At 73.2% G+C, this 17,721-nt stretch carries 13 protein-coding genes; 9 read left to right on the top strand and 4 right to left on the bottom strand.

The genetic code is table 11. The features are described 5' to 3' along the window. The first annotated feature begins 142 nt into the window (after nt 1–142). The 8 genes from IF37_RS0116015 to IF37_RS0115980 all read left to right on the top strand — a co-directional run bounded on the left by IF37_RS0116015 (nt 143) and on the right by IF37_RS0115980 (nt 8,847). Entirely contained in the window at nt 143–823 is a 681-nt protein-coding gene (locus tag IF37_RS0116015) for a two-component system response regulator (protein ID WP_030742455.1), read from the top strand. Nucleotides 824–947: 124 nt separating this feature from the next. Beyond that, nucleotides 948–3,692, top strand: a complete 2,745-nt coding sequence (locus IF37_RS0116010; RefSeq protein ID WP_173456839.1) for a DNA translocase FtsK — start codon at nt 948–950, stop codon at nt 3,690–3,692. A 298-nt stretch (nt 3,693–3,990) separates the two neighbouring features. Next, complete coding sequence (locus IF37_RS0116005; RefSeq protein ID WP_030742452.1) at nt 3,991–4,833, top strand: helix-turn-helix domain-containing protein; 843 nt, start codon at nt 3,991–3,993, stop codon at nt 4,831–4,833. Nucleotides 4,834–4,926: 93 nt separating this feature from the next. Next, nucleotides 4,927–6,399, top strand: coding sequence for a 30S ribosomal protein S12 methylthiotransferase RimO (gene rimO / locus IF37_RS0116000; protein WP_079165765.1), 1,473 nt, complete (start codon nt 4,927–4,929; stop codon nt 6,397–6,399). After that, nucleotides 6,396–7,157, top strand: a complete 762-nt coding sequence (gene pgsA / locus IF37_RS0115995; RefSeq protein WP_030742449.1) for a CDP-diacylglycerol--glycerol-3-phosphate 3-phosphatidyltransferase — start codon at nt 6,396–6,398, stop codon at nt 7,155–7,157. Before rimO ends, pgsA begins: the two co-directional genes overlap by 4 nt. Next, entirely contained in the window at nt 7,154–7,699 is a 546-nt protein-coding gene (locus IF37_RS0115990) for a CinA family protein (RefSeq protein ID WP_030742448.1), read from the top strand. Before pgsA ends, IF37_RS0115990 begins: the two co-directional genes overlap by 4 nt. Before the next feature lie 109 nt (nt 7,700–7,808). Continuing rightward, complete coding sequence (locus tag IF37_RS0115985) at nt 7,809–8,183, top strand: helix-turn-helix domain-containing protein (RefSeq protein WP_030742446.1); 375 nt, start codon at nt 7,809–7,811, stop codon at nt 8,181–8,183. 193 nt (nt 8,184–8,376) lie between these two features. Next, nucleotides 8,377–8,847: a Dps family protein gene (locus tag IF37_RS0115980; RefSeq protein ID WP_030742444.1), complete on the top strand. Its 471-nt coding sequence runs from the start codon at nt 8,377–8,379 to the stop codon at nt 8,845–8,847. A gap of 360 nt (nt 8,848–9,207) precedes the next feature. Here the strand turns inward: IF37_RS0115980 and IF37_RS0115975 are convergent, their stop codons facing one another. The 4 genes from IF37_RS0115975 to IF37_RS0115960 form a co-directional block, all read right to left on the bottom strand. Further along, nucleotides 9,208–9,972, bottom strand: a complete 765-nt coding sequence (locus tag IF37_RS0115975) for an SDR family NAD(P)-dependent oxidoreductase (protein ID WP_030742443.1) — start codon at nt 9,970–9,972, stop codon at nt 9,208–9,210. Between the two features lie 116 nt (nt 9,973–10,088). Beyond that, nucleotides 10,089–10,934: an Fpg/Nei family DNA glycosylase gene (locus tag IF37_RS0115970; RefSeq protein WP_030742442.1), complete on the bottom strand. Its 846-nt coding sequence runs from the start codon at nt 10,932–10,934 to the stop codon at nt 10,089–10,091. A gap of 126 nt (nt 10,935–11,060) precedes the next feature. Next, nucleotides 11,061–16,079, bottom strand: coding sequence for an ATP-dependent helicase (locus IF37_RS0115965; RefSeq protein ID WP_030742440.1), 5,019 nt, complete (start codon nt 16,077–16,079; stop codon nt 11,061–11,063). Between the two features lie 325 nt (nt 16,080–16,404). Next, nucleotides 16,405–17,349 (bottom strand): hypothetical protein, encoded by a 945-nt coding sequence (locus IF37_RS0115960; protein WP_030742436.1) that lies wholly within the window; start codon nt 17,347–17,349, stop codon nt 16,405–16,407. A gap of 80 nt (nt 17,350–17,429) precedes the next feature. On the opposite strand from IF37_RS0115960, the gene IF37_RS0115955 reads away from it, so the two are divergent. Next, on the top strand, nt 17,430–17,624 hold the full coding sequence (locus IF37_RS0115955) for a DUF3046 domain-containing protein (RefSeq protein ID WP_030742434.1): 195 nt from the start codon (nt 17,430–17,432) through the stop codon (nt 17,622–17,624). Nucleotides 17,625–17,721 lie beyond the last annotated feature (97 nt).

The raw sequence follows: 17,721 nt of genomic DNA, 5'->3' as shown, positions 1-17,721 counted from the left end.
GTACGTGCGCCGTGACATCGCGGTGACAGGGTGTGGCGACAGGCGGGGTGCGGCTACGATGACCGGCACAAGGACGGGCGGCGATAGGGAGTCGTCCCCTGGGGCGGCGCCCGGTGTACCGCCGGGGCGAGGAGGGCGGGCCATGGTGCAGAAGGCCAAGATCCTCCTGGTCGATGACCGGCCGGAGAATCTGCTGGCGCTGGAGGCGATCCTCTCGGCGCTCGATCAGACGCTGGTGCGGGCATCGTCCGGGGAGGAAGCGCTCAAGGCACTGCTCACGGACGATTTCGCGGTCATTCTGCTGGATGTCCAGATGCCGGGCATGGACGGCTTCGAGACCGCGGCGCACATCAAGCGGCGCGAGCGGACCAGAGACATCCCGATCATCTTCCTGACGGCCATCAACCACGGCCCGCACCACACCTTCCGGGGCTACGCGGCGGGCGCGGTGGACTACATCTCCAAGCCGTTCGACCCGTGGGTGCTGCGCGCGAAGGTCTCGGTCTTCGTCGAGCTGTACATGAAGAACTGCCAGCTGCGCGAGCAGGCGGCGCTGCTGCGGCTCCAGTTGGAGGGCGGCGGCAGGAGCGGGGTCGCCGGCAAGGAGTCGGTCGGGCTGCTCGCCGAGCTGTCCGCGCGGCTCGCGGCCGTCGAGGAGCAGGCGGAGGCGCTGTCCAAGCAGCTGGACGACGACTCCGCGGACGCCGCGGCGGTGGCCACGGCGGCCCATCTGGAGCGCAAACTCACCGGATTGCGCCGTGCGCTCGACGCCCTGGAGCCGGGCGCGGGCGGCGGCGGTGCCCCGGTGCCCGCGCAGAACTGACCCGGGCGGGGGCCGTGGTTGCGCATGAATGTGCGTCAGTTCCGGTCCCCGGCAGGCGCGACACGAACGGGTGAAGCCGTAGGCACACGTGTCCGCCGTCGTCTCCCCCGGTAACCTCACACCCATGGCCTCACGTCCCTCCGCAGCCAAGAAGCAGCCCGCGAAGAAGGCGGTCGCTCCCGCGAAGGCTCCGGCGAGGAAGGCCGCCGCGAAGAAGGTCCCGGCCAAGAAGGCGCCCGCGCGGAGGGCCCCGGCGAGGAAGGCCGTGCCGGTCAAGCCGGCGCCCGCGCCCGCGGGGGGCCTGTTCCGGCTCCTGCGCGCCCTCTGGCTGGGCCTCGCGCACGCCGTCGGCGCCGTCTTCCGCGGTATCGGGCAGGGCGCGAAGAACCTCGACCCGGCCCACCGCAAGGACGGCATCGCGCTGCTGCTGCTCGGCATCGCGCTGATCGTCGCCGCGGGCACCTGGGCGGACCTGCGAGGACCCGTCGGGGACCTGGTGGAGATCCTGGTCACCGGCGCCTTCGGCCGGCTCGACCTGCTCGTGCCGATACTGCTCGGGGTGATCGCCGTACGGTTCATCCGGCACCCGGAGAAGCCGGAGGCCAACGGGCGGATCGTCATCGGGCTGTCCGCGCTCGTCATCGGCGTGCTCGGCCAGGTCCACATCGCCTGCGGTTCGCCCGCGCGCAGCGCCGGCATGTCGGGGATAAGGGACGCCGGCGGCCTCATCGGCTGGGCGGCGGCCACCCCGCTGACCTACACCGTGACCGAGATGCTCGCCGTCCCCCTGTTGCTGCTGCTGACCGTCTTCGGGCTGCTCGTGGTGACCGCCACCCCGGTCAACGCGATCCCGCAGCGGTTGCGGAAGCTCGGCGTCCACCTGGGCGTGCTGCACGACCCGGAGACGGACGGGTACGACGTCGAGGACCCGTACGACGAACCGTGGCGCGAGGCGCCGCCGGAGCGCCCGCGCCGGCGCGCGGGCGCCCCCCAGGCGTACGACCCGGACGGTGCCGAGCGGGAGGCCCTCTCGCAGCGTCGCGGGCGCCCCAGGCGCTCCGCGGTGCCCCAGCCGGATCCGGTGCGGCAGCTGGACGCCGTGGACGTCGCGACGGCGGCCGCCGCCGCGCTCGACGGCGCCGTGCAGCACGGCATGCCGCCGTCCCCGGTCGTCGCCGACCTCACCCAGGGGGTGGGCGCGGGCGAGCGCGAGGACACCACCCCGGTGCCCGCCCCCGCCCCCGCGCCGGTCCCCGCGGCCCGCCCCAAGCGGGAGACGCTCAAGGCGGAGCCCGTACCCGACCTGACCAAGGCCGTCCCCGACCTGACGAAGAAGGCCCCCGAGGCGCCGCGCGACCTGCCCGCGCGCGCGGAGCAGCTCCAGCTGTCCGGTGACGTCACCTACGCCCTGCCCGCCCTGGACCTGCTCCAGCGGGGCGGCCCCGGCAAGTCGCGCAGCGCCGCCAACGACGCGGTCGTCGCCGCGCTCACCCAGGTCTTCACCGAGTTCAAGGTCGACGCGCGCGTCACCGGCTTCACCCGCGGACCGACGGTCACCCGCTACGAGGTGGAGCTGGGCCCCGCCGTGAAGGTCGAGCGGATCACCGCGCTGACCAAGAACATCGCCTACGCGGTGGCCAGTCCGGACGTGCGGATCATCAGCCCCATCCCGGGCAAGTCGGCCGTCGGCATCGAGATCCCGAACACCGACCGGGAGATGGTCAACCTCGGCGACGTACTGCGCCTCGCGGAGTCCGCCGAGGACGACGACCCGATGCTGGTCGCCTTCGGCAAGGACGTCGAGGGCGGGTACGTCATGCACTCGCTGGCGAAGATGCCGCACATGCTGGTCGCCGGCGCCACCGGCTCCGGCAAGTCGTCCTGCATCAACTGTCTGATCACCTCGGTCATGATGCGGGCGACCCCGGAGGACGTCCGGATGATCCTGGTCGACCCCAAGCGCGTCGAGCTGACCGCCTACGAGGGCATCCCGCACCTGATCACGCCGATCATCACCAACCCCAAGCGGGCCGCCGAGGCGCTCCAGTGGGTGGTGCGCGAGATGGACCTCAGGTACGACGACCTGGCCGCCTACGGGTACCGGCACATCGACGACTTCAACCGCGCGGTGCGCGAGGGCCGGGCCAAGCCGCCGGAGGGCAGCGAGCGGGAACTCCAGCCGTACCCGTACCTGCTGGTGATCGTGGACGAGCTGGCCGACCTGATGATGGTCGCCCCGCGGGACGTCGAGGACGCCATCGTGCGCATCACGCAGCTCGCGCGCGCGGCCGGCATCCACCTGGTGCTCGCCACCCAGCGCCCGTCGGTCGACGTGGTGACCGGTCTGATCAAGGCCAACGTGCCCTCCCGGCTCGCCTTCGCCACGTCCTCGCTCGCCGACTCCCGGGTCATCCTCGACCAGCCGGGCGCCGAGAAGCTGATCGGCAAGGGCGACGGCCTCTTCCTGCCGATGGGTGCCAACAAGCCGACCCGTATGCAGGGCGCGTTCGTGACCGAGGAGGAGGTCGCGGCCGTCGTCCGGCACTGCAAGGACCAGATGGCGCCGGTGTTCAGGGACGACGTCACGGTGGGCAGCAAGCAGAAGAAGGAGATCGACGAGGACATCGGCGACGACCTCGACCTGCTGTGCCAGGCCGCCGAGCTGGTCGTCTCCACGCAGTTCGGGTCGACGTCCATGCTCCAGCGCAAGCTGCGCGTCGGATTCGCCAAGGCGGGACGGCTCATGGACCTGATGGAGTCCCGCAACATCGTGGGCCCGAGCGAGGGCTCCAAGGCGCGTGACGTCCTCGTGAAGCCCGACGACCTGGACGGGGTGCTCGCGCTGATCCGCGGGGAGTCAGGGGAGTGACGCGAACGGCCGTTCGGCGCAGTCCGTAGCGCCGGGCGGCCGCGGTGCCGTGACCCACCCGCCGGCGCCGTGACCCACCCGTTAGCGGCCGGTGGGCAACCTTGTCCCCGTGCCGTACGTCCAGTTGAGCGAAAGGACAGGTAAGGGCTTCACCCTGGGGTACCAGCTTGTCCGACGATCGGCATGTCGTGCCATTCCGATGGCGTACAAAGTCATACCGTCCGGTTGCCCCACCCTTTCGTCACCCCCCTAGACTGAGCTTCCAGCACAGGTGGCTACACGCTCGAAAGGCGCCCCCGTGTCCATCGGCAACTCCCCTGAAGACGAGCGTCCATTCCGAGACGAGTCCCAGGAAGCCCGACCCTCCGTGGGCCGTGCCCTCCAGCAGGCACGGATCGCGGCCGGGCTCACCGTGGACGATGTCAGCCGCGCCACTCGTGTCCGTATCGCCATCGTGCACGCCATCGAGGCCGACGACTTCGCCCCCTGCGGCGGCGACGTGTACGCCCGTGGACACATCCGCACGCTGGCCAGGGCCGTCCACCTCGACCCCGAGCCGCTGATCGCCCGGTACGACGGAGACCACGGCGGCCGTCCCGCGCCCACCCCCGCCGCCCCCCTGTTCGAGGCGGAGCGCATCCGGCCCGAGCGGCGTGGTCCGAACTGGACGGCGGCGATGGTCGCCGCGATCGTCGTCGTGATCGGCTTCGTCGGGTTCACCGCGGTCAAGGGCGGCGGCGACTCCGGTGACTCGAAGTCGCAGGTCGCCGAGGTCGCCGAGCCCGCCATCGGCAAGACGGCCTCGCCCACGCCGACGAAGCCCAAGCCGGCCGAGCCGACCGGCGAGCCCTCCGACAGCGCCATCGCCGCCGCGCCCCAGGACAAGGTGACCGTCCAGGTCAGCGCGCCCAACGGACGCAGCTGGATCTCGGCCAAGGACCACAACGGCCGGATGCTCTTCGACGGGCTGCTGAAGAAGGGCGAGTCCAAGACCTTCCAGGACAGCGCCAAGATCAACCTGATCCTCGGCGACGCGGGCGCGATCGAGCTGTACGTCAACGGCAAGAAGATCGAGGACACCTTCAAGCCCGGCGCGGTGGAGCGCCTCACGTACACCAAGGGCGACCCCGTGGCGGGCTGACGGGCAGGCGCCCGGCCGATGTGACGGAGTCGGCCACCGTCGGCCAACCCCCGTCGACGTGGGCCGTCAGTGAGACAAAGTAGTCTTGAGCCCATGCCTGAACGCCGTACCGTCGCACTGGTCACTCTCGGCTGCGCCCGTAACGAGGTGGATTCCGAGGAGCTCGCAGGCCGTTTGGAGGCGGACGGCTGGCAGCTCGTCGAGGACGCCGCGGACGCCGACGTCGCCGTGGTCAACACCTGTGGCTTCGTGGAGGCCGCCAAGAAGGACTCCGTCGACGCCCTGCTGGAGGCCAACGACCTCAAGGGCCACGGGAGAACCCAGGCCGTCGTGGCGGTGGGCTGCATGGCCGAGCGGTACGGCAAGGAACTGGCCGAGGCGCTGCCCGAGGCCGACGGCGTGCTCGGCTTCGACGACTACACGGACATCTCCGACCGTCTCCAGACCATCCTGTCCGGTGGCATCCACGCCTCCCACACCCCGCGCGACCGGCGCAAGCTGCTGCCGATCAGCCCGGCCGAGCGCCAGGAGTCGGCCGCGTCGGTGGCCCTGCCCGGACACGCCCCGGCCGACCTCCCGGAGGGCATCGCGCCCGCCTCCGGCCCCCGCGCGCCGCTGCGCCGCCGGCTGGGCGGCTCCCCGGTCGCCTCGGTCAAGGTCGCCTCCGGCTGCGACCGGCGCTGCTCCTTCTGCGCCATCCCCTCCTTCCGCGGCTCCTTCATCTCCCGCCGCCCCAGCGACGTCCTCAACGAGACCCGCTGGCTCGCCGAGCAGGGCGTGAAGGAGATCATGCTGGTCTCCGAGAACAACACCTCCTACGGCAAGGACCTCGGCGACATCCGCCTGCTGGAGTCCCTGCTGCCGGAGCTGGCCGCGGTCGACGGCATCGAGCGGGTGCGGGTGAGCTACCTCCAGCCGGCCGAGATGCGTCCGGGCCTCATCGACGTACTGACCTCGACCCCCAAGGTCGCCCCGTACTTCGACCTGTCCTTCCAGCACTCCGCGCCCGACGTGCTGCGCGCCATGCGCCGCTTCGGCGACACCGACCGGTTCCTGGAGCTGCTCGACACCATCCGGAGCAAGGCGCCCCAGGCCGGGGTGCGCTCCAACTTCATCGTCGGCTTCCCCGGCGAGAGCGAGTCCGACCTGGCCGAGCTGGAGCGCTTCCTGAACGGCGCCCGGCTGGACGCCATCGGAGTCTTCGGCTACTCCGACGAGGAGGGCACGGAAGCGGCGGGTTACGAGAAGAAGCTGGACGAGGACGTCGTCGCCGAGCGTCTCGCGCACATCTCCCGGCTCGCCGAGGTGCTCGTCTCGCAGCGCGCCGAGGAGCGCCTGGGCGAGACCGTGCGGGTCCTGGTGGAGTCGGTGGACGAGGAGGAGGGCGTCCACGGCCGTGCCGCGCACCAGGCGCCGGAGACCGACGGCCAGGTGCTGCTCACGAGCGGCGCGGGCCTGAGTGTCGGACGTATGGTCGAGGCGAAGGTGGTCGGCACGGAAGGTGTCGACCTGGTCGCCGAGCCGCTGACCGGCTCGCTCGCGTGTAGTGAGGAGGCGGGCAGATGACCGGAGTCCCGGCATCCGCCGCGGGCGGCTCCTCCGGCGCGCCGGGCCCCCGGGGGTCCGCCGCCGCGGCCGACGGCGTGGCGTCCGAGGTCTCCGGTTCCGCCGCCGACGCAGCGGGCGAGGGCGTGAAGCCGGCCCGCGGCGGGAAGATCGCTGCGGCGGCCGTCAACCAGGCGAGCGTCTGGAACGTCGCCAATCTGCTGACCATGCTCCGGCTGCTCCTGGTGCCCGGCTTCGTGGCGCTGATGCTGGCGGACGGCGGCTACGACCCGGCCTGGCGCTCGCTGGCCTGGGCGTCCTTCGCCGTCGCCATGATCACCGACCTGTTCGACGGGCATCTGGCGCGCACCTACAACCTGGTCACGGACTTCGGGAAGATCGCCGACCCCATCGCCGACAAGGCGATCATGGGGGCGGCGCTCATCTGTCTGTCGGGCCTCGGCGATCTGCCGTGGTGGGTCACGGCCGTGATCCTCGGCCGGGAACTCGGCATCACCCTGCTGCGTTTCCTCGTCATCCGCTACGGCGTGATCCCCGCCAGCCGCGGCGGCAAGCTGAAGACGCTCACCCAGGGCGTGGCCGTCGGGATGTACGTCCTGGCACTGACGGGATGGCTGGCCACCCTGAGGTTCTGGGTGATGGCCGTGGCGGTCGTCCTCACGGTCGCGACGGGTCTCGACTACATCAGACAAGCCATTGTGCTGCGTCGGCAGGGAATGGCCGAGCGTGCGGCGGCGTTGGAGGGGAAGGAAGCGTGAGCTCCCGGGCCACCGAACTGGTGCGACTACTGACCGTGAGGGGCGAGACCCTCGCCGTCGCGGAGTCGTTGACCGGTGGCCTGGTAGCGGCGGAGATCACCGGGGTACCCGGGGCGTCCCGGGTGTTCCGGGGCTCGGTCACCGCCTACGCCACCGAGTTGAAACACGAGCTGCTGGGTGTCGACGCCACCCTGCTGGCCCAGCGCGGAGCAGTGGATCCGCAGGTCGCGGCCCAGATGGCGGCCGGAGTCCGGAAGGCTCTGGGAGCCGACTGGGGCATCGCGACCACCGGGGTCGCCGGCCCCGATCCGCAGGACGGCAAGCCCGTCGGGACGGTCTTCGTCGCCGTCGACGGGTCTTCCACCGCCCGGTCCGGTTCTGCCGGTGGCGGAAAAGTCGAGGCTCTGCGGTTGAACGGCAGCCGTGCGGAAATTCGTATGGAGAGTGTACGGAGCGTGCTCACAGTGCTTCTGGAGCGGCTCGCGGGCGAACAGACCGGGAATGAGCGGGCACAGGATACGGAACGGAACGGGGGGTTTTGATGTTTGCAGCCCTGAGTGAACACGACATCGCTCCCCGCACGGCCGCGGCGCAAGGCGGTACGGTGGGGCGAGAAGGATGCGGCTACGCGGTCCGAGGAGGGAGCCACCGATGATTCTGCTCCGTCGCCTGCTGGGTGACGTGCTGCGTCGGCAGCGCCAACGCCAGGGCCGTACTCTGCGCGAAGTCTCCTCGTCCGCCCGAGTCTCACTCGGCTATCTCTCCGAGGTGGAGCGGGGGCAGAAGGAGGCTTCCTCCGAGCTGCTCTCCGCCATCTGCGACGCGCTGGACGTACGGATGTCGGAACTCATGCGAGAGGTGAGCGACGAACTCGCGCTCGCCGAACTGGCCCAGTCCGCCACGGCCACCGGGCCCGTGCCCGCGTCGGTCCGGCCGATGCTGGGTTCCGTGTCGGTGACCGGCGTGCCACCGGAACGGGTGACCATCAAGGCGCCCGCGGAAGCGGTGGACGTGGTCGCCGCCTGAGGTTCGCGCGCGCGGTCTGACAACCCGAGACGATGGAAGCCCCGGACGGCTTCCCAGGGACACCTGGGCGGGCCCGGCCGGGGCTTCTTCTGTGCCGGCGTCGGTGCGTGTCCGGGTAACTCCCGTTTGCCGCATTCGGGTGGTGCGGTCATCGTGAGAGTGACATGACGGCGCCGAACACCGGAGGAAGCGGATGTACGTCGTGAAGAGCCCGTTGGCCGACGCGGACCTGAAGACCGTGTCCGAGGCGCTCCAGGGGGCGCTCGTCGACCTGGTCGACCTCTCCCTGGCCGCCAAGCAGATCCACTGGAACATCGTCGGCCCCCGCTTCCGCTCCCTCCACCTCCAACTGGACGAGGTCGTCGCCTCCGCCCGCACCCACTCGGACACGGTGGCCGAACGGGCGTCGGCGCTGGGCGTGCCGCCCGACGGCCGCGCCGCCACGGTGGCCTCGGGCAGCGGCCTCAAGACCACTCCGGCGGGGTGGATCAAGGACACGGACGCGGTCTCGGCGATGGTGGACGCGCTGGGCGCGGCCATCGGCCGGATGCGGGAGCGGGTGGACGCGACCGGAGGACCGGACCCCGTCTCCCAGGACATCTTCATCGGGATCACCGCCGATCTGGAGAAGCACCACTGGATGTTCCAGGCGGAGAACGCGTGACGGAGGTGGCCGGCGGCCGGAGGGACCCGGCGTTCCGTGCGCCGCGTGGTCCGGCGTTGCACCGGTGAGCCCGTGATGCGCCTCCCGCGCGGGACGTCTGACGGTCTAGCGTCCGGCTGGAGGTGATGGCGGGCATGGTGGGGCGGATAGTGCGCCGGGGGACGGCGCTGGGGCTGGGGGTGGTGTGGTGGTGGGCCGTGCTGCGGCTCGCCACCGGCACGGGCTCGGCCGCGGTGGAAGGTGCCGTCGCGCTCGGCGGCTGGGGGCTGAGCGTGCTGCCCGTGCACTGTGCGCCCGAGACGCGTGCGGCCGGGGCCGTGCGGACGGGGCGCTGGGGGGCTGCCTGGCGGGCCGGGAGCCTCACCAGGGCATCGCCACGCCCCCGTTCGGGCGGAGTATCTGGCCCGTCGTGAATCCCGAGGCATCCGACGCCAGGTACGGCACCGCGTGCGCGACGTCGTCCGGTTCACCGGCCCGGCCCAGCGGCGTCATCCGGGTCATCACGGCCTCGGTGTGCGCCTGTGCCGCGCGGTCGTGGCGGTCGGTCATGGGCGTGCGGATCCAGCCCGGCGCGATCGCGTTGACCCTGATACCGCGCGGTCCCACCTCGGTGGCCGGCGTCCTGGTCAGTTGCACCACGGCTGCCTTCGCCGCGCCGTAGCAGAGCAGTCCCGCTCCACCGGTGTCGACCGCGCCGGAGGCCATGGTGACGATACTGCCGCGGGTCCCGTGGGCCAGCATCAGCCGGGCCGCCTCCTGGCAGGCGTACAGCGCCGCCTTGAAGTTGACGTTCAGCACCCGGTCCAGATCCTCGTCCCGGGTCTCCAGCACCGGGCTGCTGTGCATGATCCCGGCGATCGCGGCCGGCACGTCCAGACGCCCGCAGGAGCGGACCGCCCGGGCGAGCCGGGGGCGGTCGGTGACGTCCAGGACGTGCGGACGGGCCGTGCCGCCGCGCTCCTTGATCAGTGCGGCCGTACCGTCCAGGCCGTCCGCGTCCAGGTCGGCGCAGTGCACCGTCGCGCCCGCCTCGGCGAGCAGTACGGCGGAGGCCCGTCCGATGCCGCCGGCGGCTCCGGTGACGAAGGCGGTACGCCCGCCGAGGTCGTACGCGGTGGGGGGCATGGGGGGACCGTACGAGCGTTTCTGACGGTCCGTCAATTGACGGGGCGGGGTTCAGGTCGGCGGCCGGACCGTGCCCGGGCCGCCGCGGACCGGGTGGGGTGCGGGCCGGCGGGTGCTCAGTCGGTGCGGCGGGGGTAGCGGTCGCGCCAGCGCTGGGGGGAGTCGGGCGCGGGCGCGGGACCCGTCTGGCAGGTGGGGCACCAGTAGGTGGGGCGCTCCTGGGAGCCGTCGCTCTGGTCGGCCACCCGGACCGGGGTGCGGCAGCGCAGGCATGGCCGGGGCGCGCGGCCGTAGACGAACAGGTCGTACCGGGGCAGGCCGGTGGTCTGCCGGACCGGGCGGTCGCGGTTCGCCTCCAGGAGCCGCTTGGCCAGGCCGGGCAGCTTCTCGGCGCGGTCCCCGGGGAGCGCGCCGACCGGCAGCCAGGGGGTCACACCGAGCAGGAAGCACAACTCGCTCTTGTAGACGTTGCCGATGCCGGCCAGATTGCGCTGGTCCAGCAGGGCCTCGCCGAGCTGGCGGGCGGGATCGGCGAGGACGTTGGCCAGGGCGCGCTCGGGATTCCAGTCCGGGCCGAGCAGGTCGGGGCCGAGGTGGCCGACGACCCGTTCCTCCTCGGCCGTGCGCAGCAGCTCCAGGACCTGGAGGCGGTAGCCGACGGCGGTACGGTCGGCGGCACCGAGGATCAACCGGATCTGGTGGGCCGGTCCTCCCCGCCAGCGCTCGCCCGGGCCGTACACCTTCCACGCGCCCTCCATGCGCAGGTGGGTGTGCAGGCTCAGGCCGCCCTCGAACCGGGTCAGCAGGTGTTTGCCGCGCGGGATCGTGTCGAGCACCCTGCGGCCGGTCAGGTCCACCGTCGCGTACTGGGGCACGCGGAAGTCGCTGCGGGTCAGCGCCTTGCCCGCGAGGGCCTCGTGCAACCGCCGCGCGGCCTGCCAGACCGTGTCACCTTCGGGCATGCGTCAAGCCTGCCACGGTGACGGGTGACGAGGGGAAGCCGGCGCCCCGGGCCGCGAGTGCGGGGTGCGGGGCCGGTGGCTGTGCCCGTGAGGTGTCCGGCAGCGCGGGTTGTGGCCCGGTGCCGGTCACGCTCTCAGGCGCAGACCGCGCGGAGTCGCCACGAAGCCCGCCGCCTCCAGCAGGGCACCGGCCGGGGAGGTCAGCGCCTGGGCGCCGTTGATCCGCTCGACCGTGACCGTGCCCAGCGAACCCGCGCGGGCCGCCGCGGCCAGCGCCTCGGCGGCCGTCCGCAGCCGGGGGTCGTCCGCCGCGGCGGTGTCCGGTGTGGTGGGCCAGGCCAACAGCGTCTTGCCGCCGCGCTCCATGTAGAGCGTCAGCTCGCCCTCCACTAGGACCACCAGTGAACCCGCCTTGCGGCCCGGCTTGTGCCCGGCACCGGTCGGCGGCTCGGGCCAGGGCAGCGCGGAACCGTAGGCGTTGGCGGGGTCGGCCGCGGCGAGGACCACGGCGCGGGGATCGGGCGCGGCGGAGCCCGCGCGGCCGTAGCCCTGTCCGGGGCTACGGCCGGCCGGACCGTACGAGGCGGACGAACCGTAGGAGGTGCCGCCGCCGCGGGGGCCGCCGTAGCCGGGGGAGGCGAACGGGTCGGCGAGGTCGCGCGGGGAGGTACCCGCGCCGGCGGCGGAGTGGTCGTCCGGCGGCCAGGTGAAGTCGCCGTCCGGGCCGGGGTGGGGAAGACCGGGGTCCGCCCCGTCGAAGGGGCCGGGGGGAGCATGGCCGTGCGCGGTGCCGGCGGTGACCGTCGTGTCGAACGGGTCCGGGAACCCCTGGCCGGCGAAGCCGTTCGCGGTCCCCGGGACACCGAAGCCGTTCGGACGGACCGGTCCGGGCAGGCCCTCGGCCCGCTCACGGGCGTTCGCCACCGCGCGGAGCCGGTCCACCGCGCCGTCCATCGCGAACTGCGCCGCGCCCAGTCCCTCGACCACGTACCCCCGCCGGGCCTGACCGCTCTCCTCGAACACGGACAGCACCCGGTACACCGCCGAGAAACCGCCTTCGACGCCCTCCGCGGCGACCGCGCCCCGGGTGACCACGCCGTGCCGGTCCAGCAGCGTCCGGGCCAGCGCGTGCGCCCGCACGGTGACGTCCGGCTCGGCCGCGGGCAGCAGCGACCAGCGGCCGGCGACGGTCGGCGGACCCGTGCGGGAGGCGGTGCGCGCGGCGGCCGTCAGGGAGCCGTAGCGCCCGCGCGGTACGGCGCGCTTGGCGCGGTGCGCGGTCGAGCCCGCCGTACGACCGGAGCCCAGCAGGGCCCGCATCGGCGCGAGCGTGTCGTTGGTGAGCCGGCCCGACCAGGCGAGGTCCCAGAGCGCGTCGGCCAGCTGGGGGTCGGTGGCCTCGGGGTGCGTGGTGGCGCGGACCTGGTCGGCGATCTGCCGGAAGAACAGGCCGTAGCCGCCGGAGAGGGCGTCCAGGACCGACTGGTGGAGCGCGGTCAGCTCCAGCGGGTGCGGTGCCGGGAGCAGCAGCGGGGCCGCGTCCGCCAGGAGGAGCGAGACCCAGCCGTCCTTGCCGGGCAGGGAGCCAGCCCCGGCCCACACCACCTCGCCCGCGGCGGTCAGCTCGTCCAGCATCGAGGGCGTGTAGTTCGCCACGCGGGAGGGCAGCACCAGCTTCTCCAGCGCGGAGGCCGGTACCGAGGCGCCCTGCAACTGCTCGACGGCGCGCACCAGGCCGTCGATGCCGCGCAGCCCATGGCCCTTGCCGATGTGCTGCCACTGCGGCAGGAACTGCGCGAGCGCGGCGGGCGGCACGGGCTCCAACTCGTGTCGCAGCGCTGCCAGGGAGCGGCGGCGCAGTCGGCGCAGCACGGCGGCGTCGCACCACTCCTGGCCGATCCCGGCCGGGTGGAACTCGCCCTGTACGATCCGGCCGGCCGCGGCCAGCCGCTGGAGCGCACCCTCGGTGACCGCCACGCCCAGCCCGAACCGGGCCGCCGCCGTCGCCGAGGTGAACGGGCCGTGCGTACGGGCATAGCGCGCGAGGAGGTCGCCCAGCGGATCCTTGACCGGCTCGGTGAACGCCTCCGGGACACCGACCGGCAGCGCCGTGCCGAGCGCGTCGCGCAGCCGGCCGGCGTCCTCCACGGCCGCCCAGTGGTCCACGCCCGCGATCCGGACCTTGATGGCCCGGCGCGCCCCGGCCAGTTCCCGCGCCCACTGCGCGTCCGCGCCCCGCGCGACCAGTTCGGCGTCGGTCAGCGGGCCGAGCAGGCGGAGCACGTCGGCGACGCCCTCGACGTCCTTGACCCGGCGGTCCTCGGTGAGCCACTGGAGTTCCCGCTCCAGCTCGGTCAGCACCTCCGCGTCGAGCAGTTCGCGCAGCTCCGCCTGGCCCAGCAGCTCGGCCAGCAGGCGCGAGTCCAGGGACAGCGCGGCCGCGCGGCGCTCGGCCAGCGGGGAGTCGCCCTCGTACAGGAACTGCGCGACGTAGCCGAAGAGCAGGGAGCGGGCGAACGGGGACGGCTCCGGGGTGGTGACCTCCACCAGCCGCACCCTGCGGGACTCGATGTCGCCCATCAGCTCGGTCAGCCCGGGAACGTCGAAGACGTCCTGGAGGCATTCGCGGACCGCCTCCAGCACGATCGGGAACGAGCCGAACTCGCTGGCCACCTGGAGCAGCTGGGCCGCCCGCTGGCGCTGCTGCCACAGCGGGGTGCGCTTGCCGGGGCTGCGGCGCGGCAGCAGCAGCGCGCGTGCGGCGCACTCGCGGAACCGGGAAGCGAACAGCGCCGAACCACCGACCTGGTCGGTGACGATCTGGTCGACCTCGCCCTTGTCGAACGCGACGTCCGCCGCGCCGACCGGCGCCCGCTCCCCGTCGTACTCGGTGCCCACCTTCGCGGGCTCCCGGTCGAGCAGGTCCAGACCCATCAGATCGGCGTCGGGCAGTCGCAGCACGATGCCGTCGTCGGCGTGCATGACCTGTGCGTCCATGCCGTACCGCTCCGACAGCCGGGCGCCCAGGGCGAGCGCCCAGGGTGCGTGCACCTGGGCGCCGAAGGGGGAGTGGACGACCACCCGCCAGTCGCCCAGCTCGTCCCGGAACCGCTCCACGACGATCGTGCGGTCGTCCGGGACATGGCCGCACGCCTCGCGCTGCTCGTCCAGGTACGACAGCACGTTGTCCGCCGCCCACGCGTCCAGCCCGGCCGTCAGCAGCCGCAGCCGCGCGTCGTCCTTGGGCAGCGAGCCGACCTCGCGCAGGAACGCGCCCACCGCGCGGCCCAGCTCCAGCGGACGGCCCAGCTGGTCGCCCTTCCAGAAGGGCAGCCGGCCCGGCACGCCCGGCGCGGGCGAGACCAGGACGCGGTCGCGGGTGATGTCCTCGATCCGCCAGGAACTCGTGCCCAGCGTGAAGACGTCGCCCACCCGGGACTCGTAGACCATCTCCTCGTCCAGCTCACCGACCCGGCCGCCGCCCTTCTTGGGGTCGGAGCCGGCGAGGAAGACCCCGAACAGTCCGCGGTCCGGGATCGTGCCGCCGGAGGTGACGGCGAGGCGCTGGGCGCCCGGGCGGCCGGTGATGTCGCCGGTCACGCGGTCCCACACCACACGCGGGCGCAGCTCCGCGAACGCGTCCGACGGATAGCGGCCCGCGAGCATGTCCAGCACCGCCGTGAACGCCGAGTCGGGCAGCGAGGCGAACGGGGCCGCGCGGCGGACCACGGCCAGCAGGTCGTCGAACTGCCAGGTGTCCAGCGCCGTCATGGCGACCAGCTGCTGCGCGAGCACGTCCAGCGGGTTCGCCGGCACCTTCAGCGACTCGATGGCGCCCGAGCGCATCCGCTCGGTCACCACGGCCGCCTGGACGAGGTCACCCCGGTACTTCGGGAAGACGACACCCGTGGAGACGGCGCCGACCTGGTGCCCCGCGCGGCCCACGCGCTGGAGTCCGGAGGCGACCGAGGGCGGGGACTCCACCTGCACGACGAGATCGACGGCACCCATGTCGATGCCCAGCTCGAGGCTGGAGGTGGCCACCACCGCGGGCAGCCGGCCGGCCTTCAGGTCCTCCTCCACCAGGGCGCGCTGCTCCTTGGAGACCGAGCCGTGGTGCGCCCGGGCGATCACCGCGGGCGCGCCCTGCGCCGCGCCCGAACCGCCCATCAGCTGCGCCGGGGAATGGTGCTCCTCCAGGGTCTCGTCGGTGGCGCGCTCGTACGCGATCTCGTTGAGCCGGTTGCACAGCCGCTCGGCCAGCCGGCGGGAGTTGGCGAAGACGATCGTCGACCGGTGGGACTGGACCAGGTCGGCGATCCGCTCCTCCACCTGCGGCCAGATCGACGGCCGCTCCGCTCCCTCGGCGGCGTCGGCCGCCGGGGAGCCGCCCAGCTCGCCCATGTCCTCGACCGGGACGACCACGGAGAGGTCGAACTCCTTGCCGGACTCCGGCTGGACGATCTCCACCTTGCGGCGCGGGGACAGATAGCGGGCCACCTCGTCCACCGGGCGCACGGTCGCCGACAGCCCGATCCGGCGGGCCGGCTTCGGCAGCAGCTCGTCCAGCCGCTCCAGGGAGAGCGCGAGGTGGGCGCCGCGCTTGGTGCCCGCCACCGCGTGCACCTCGTCCAGGATCACCGTCTCCACGCCCGTGAGCGCGTCGCGCATGGCCGACGTCAGCATCAGGAACAGCGACTCGGGGGTGGTGATCAGGATGTCCGGCGGGCGCGTGGACAGGGCGCGGCGCTCGGCGGCCGGGGTGTCGCCGGAGCGGATGCCGACCCGGACCTCCGGCTCGGGCAGCCCCAGGCGCACGGACTCCTGGCGGATGCCGGTCAGCGGGCTGCGCAGATTGCGCTCGACGTCGACCGCCAGCGCCTTCAGCGGGGACACGTACAGCACCCGGCAGCGCTTCCTCGGGTCGGCCGGGGGCGGGGCGGAGGCCAGCTGGTCCAGCGCGGCGAGGAACGCGGCCAGCGTCTTGCCGGAGCCGGTCGGGGCGACCACCAGCACGTCCGAGCCCTCGCCGATGGCCTGCCACGCGCCCGCCTGGGCGGCGGTGGGCGCGGAGAAGGCCCCCGTGAACCAGCCGCGGGTCGCGGGGGAGAAGCCGTCCAGGGCTCGGTGTGCGGAACTGACCATGCGTCCATCCTGCACCCGCCCACTGACAATTGCCCTGACCTGGGCAAACAGGACGGACACCGGCCTCCCGACCGGACCGGCTGGTGGAGTGGCGGGGGAGGCGGGCCGACGGAGCGGGGTTGATCGCGGGGGCCGGGCCGGGCTGGTGGCGGGCTGGTGGCGGGCGAGGCGGGCGAGGCGGGCCGGCGGAGCAAGGGGCCGGTGGCAGGGGAGCGGGGCCGGTGGCGGGCGGTGACCGTGGGCGTAAGGGCCATCGGCGGGTGAGGCGGACGGAGCCCGCCGGCCGTCCCTGACGGGGCGGCCCGGGGCGCGGCGCGGCGGCGGCTCAGCCCACGAAGCGGCCGTGGGCCCGCAGGGTGCGCAGCGCCTCGATCGTCACCAGGGAGCGCGCCTCCAGCGCGGGCGCCGGTGCCCACCGGCGCCAGGTGACCGGCCAGCCGCCGTCCTCCCGCTGCTCGGCCGCCAGGTGGTCCAGCGAGCGCGTCATCTCCTCGTCGGTGAACCACGCGCGCGCGAGGGAGTCCGGGCTCCGGGCGAAGTCGTGCGGGAAGTGGTGCTCGCCGGGGGCGTAGCCGGGCGCGACCGGGAACGCGCCGAGCCGGTCCGGGTCCAGTGCCGCGAGCCGCTGCTCCCGCACCAGGCGGCCCAGCCGGTCGGCGGCGGCCTCCGCGCGCGGGCGGTCGGGAGCGGAGTCCAGGAACGCCACGGCGGCCGCCACCTCGTAGGGGTGGGACTTCTCCAGCGATTCCACCGCCTGCCAGCAGTAGTCGGTGGCCCGGAACAGCCAGGCGTGCCACACCTCGTTGCGGTGCAGCAGTCCGACCACCGGGCCGGTGGACAGCAGCTCGCTGGGCGGATCGTCGACGACCGGGACGAACGGCGCCGTCGGGTAACCGCGCTGGCCGGGGTGGACCACCGGAAGGGCGCCGTCCGGGGTGGAGACGGAGGTCAGATAGCGGCACACGCGCTCCACCCGCTGCCCGCCGCAGCGCCCGACGGCGTCCAGCACCCGCAGCGCGTGCGCGGTGTGCAGGGGCTGGCTGACCGGTCCGCGCAGGTCGGGCTCCAGCGCGTGTCCGTATCCGCCGTCCTCGTTGCGGTAGGCGTCCAGTGCCGTTTCCACCGCCTCCGGGCCGCCGTGCAGGAAGTGGTAAGCGAACAGGCGCTGCTCCAGCACGCGCGCGGTGAGCCACACGAACTGTTCGGCGCGGAAGAGCGGAGAGCGCGCCGGGGGCGTGGAGGGGAGCGGGGATACTCCTGAAACTGCCATGGGTCAGACCGTAGGGCGCGAAGCGGTCCCGGCAGGCACTCCCGGGCGGGCCCACCCCCCGTGGGCGGGATACTGTGGGCATGCGGTTGACGGTCTTCTGGCAGCGGATGGCGGAACACTTCGGATCGGGGTACGCCGAAACCTTCGCGCGCGATCACGTGATGTCCGAGCTGGGCGGACGCACGGTGAACGAGGCGCTGGACGCGGGCTGGGACGCCAAGGAGGTGTGGCGCGTGGTCTGCGCCGTGATGGACGTCCCGGGCGAGCGGCACTGACGCGCCGCGCACCTGGTGTGCCGGACGAGCGGTCGCACGCCCTCCCGTTCCGGAAAGTCCTTTTTTGTCTTCCGGAAAAGGTGCCGGTACGGCACCG

The organism is Streptomyces sp. NRRL S-31 (genome assembly GCF_000718775.1).
GTDB lineage: Bacteria > Actinomycetota > Actinomycetes > Streptomycetales > Streptomycetaceae > Streptomyces.
This window is presented reverse-complemented; position numbering and strand designations above follow the sequence as displayed.

Bases quoted from the DNA above. Each gene is read 5' to 3' on its own strand.
- IF37_RS0115965 (WP_030742440.1), bottom strand. From the start codon at position 16,079: ATGGTCAGTTCCGCACACCGAGCCCTGGACGGCTTCTCCCCCGCGACC.
- IF37_RS0115975 (WP_030742443.1), bottom strand. From the start codon at position 9,972: ATGCCCCCCACCGCGTACGACCTCGGCGGGCGTACCGCCTTCGTCACC.
- IF37_RS0116010 (WP_173456839.1), top strand. From the start codon at position 948: ATGGCCTCACGTCCCTCCGCAGCCAAGAAGCAGCCCGCGAAGAAGGCG.
- pgsA (WP_030742449.1), top strand. From the start codon at position 6,396: ATGACCGGAGTCCCGGCATCCGCCGCGGGCGGCTCCTCCGGCGCGCCG.
- IF37_RS0115960 (WP_030742436.1), bottom strand. From the start codon at position 17,349: ATGGCAGTTTCAGGAGTATCCCCGCTCCCCTCCACGCCCCCGGCGCGC.
- IF37_RS0115980 (WP_030742444.1), top strand. From the start codon at position 8,377: ATGTACGTCGTGAAGAGCCCGTTGGCCGACGCGGACCTGAAGACCGTG.
- IF37_RS0116015 (WP_030742455.1), top strand. From the start codon at position 143: ATGGTGCAGAAGGCCAAGATCCTCCTGGTCGATGACCGGCCGGAGAAT.
- IF37_RS0115955 (WP_030742434.1), top strand. From the start codon at position 17,430: ATGCGGTTGACGGTCTTCTGGCAGCGGATGGCGGAACACTTCGGATCG.
- IF37_RS0115985 (WP_030742446.1), top strand. From the start codon at position 7,809: ATGATTCTGCTCCGTCGCCTGCTGGGTGACGTGCTGCGTCGGCAGCGC.
- rimO (WP_079165765.1), top strand. From the start codon at position 4,927: ATGCCTGAACGCCGTACCGTCGCACTGGTCACTCTCGGCTGCGCCCGT.
- IF37_RS0115970 (WP_030742442.1), bottom strand. From the start codon at position 10,934: ATGCCCGAAGGTGACACGGTCTGGCAGGCCGCGCGGCGGTTGCACGAG.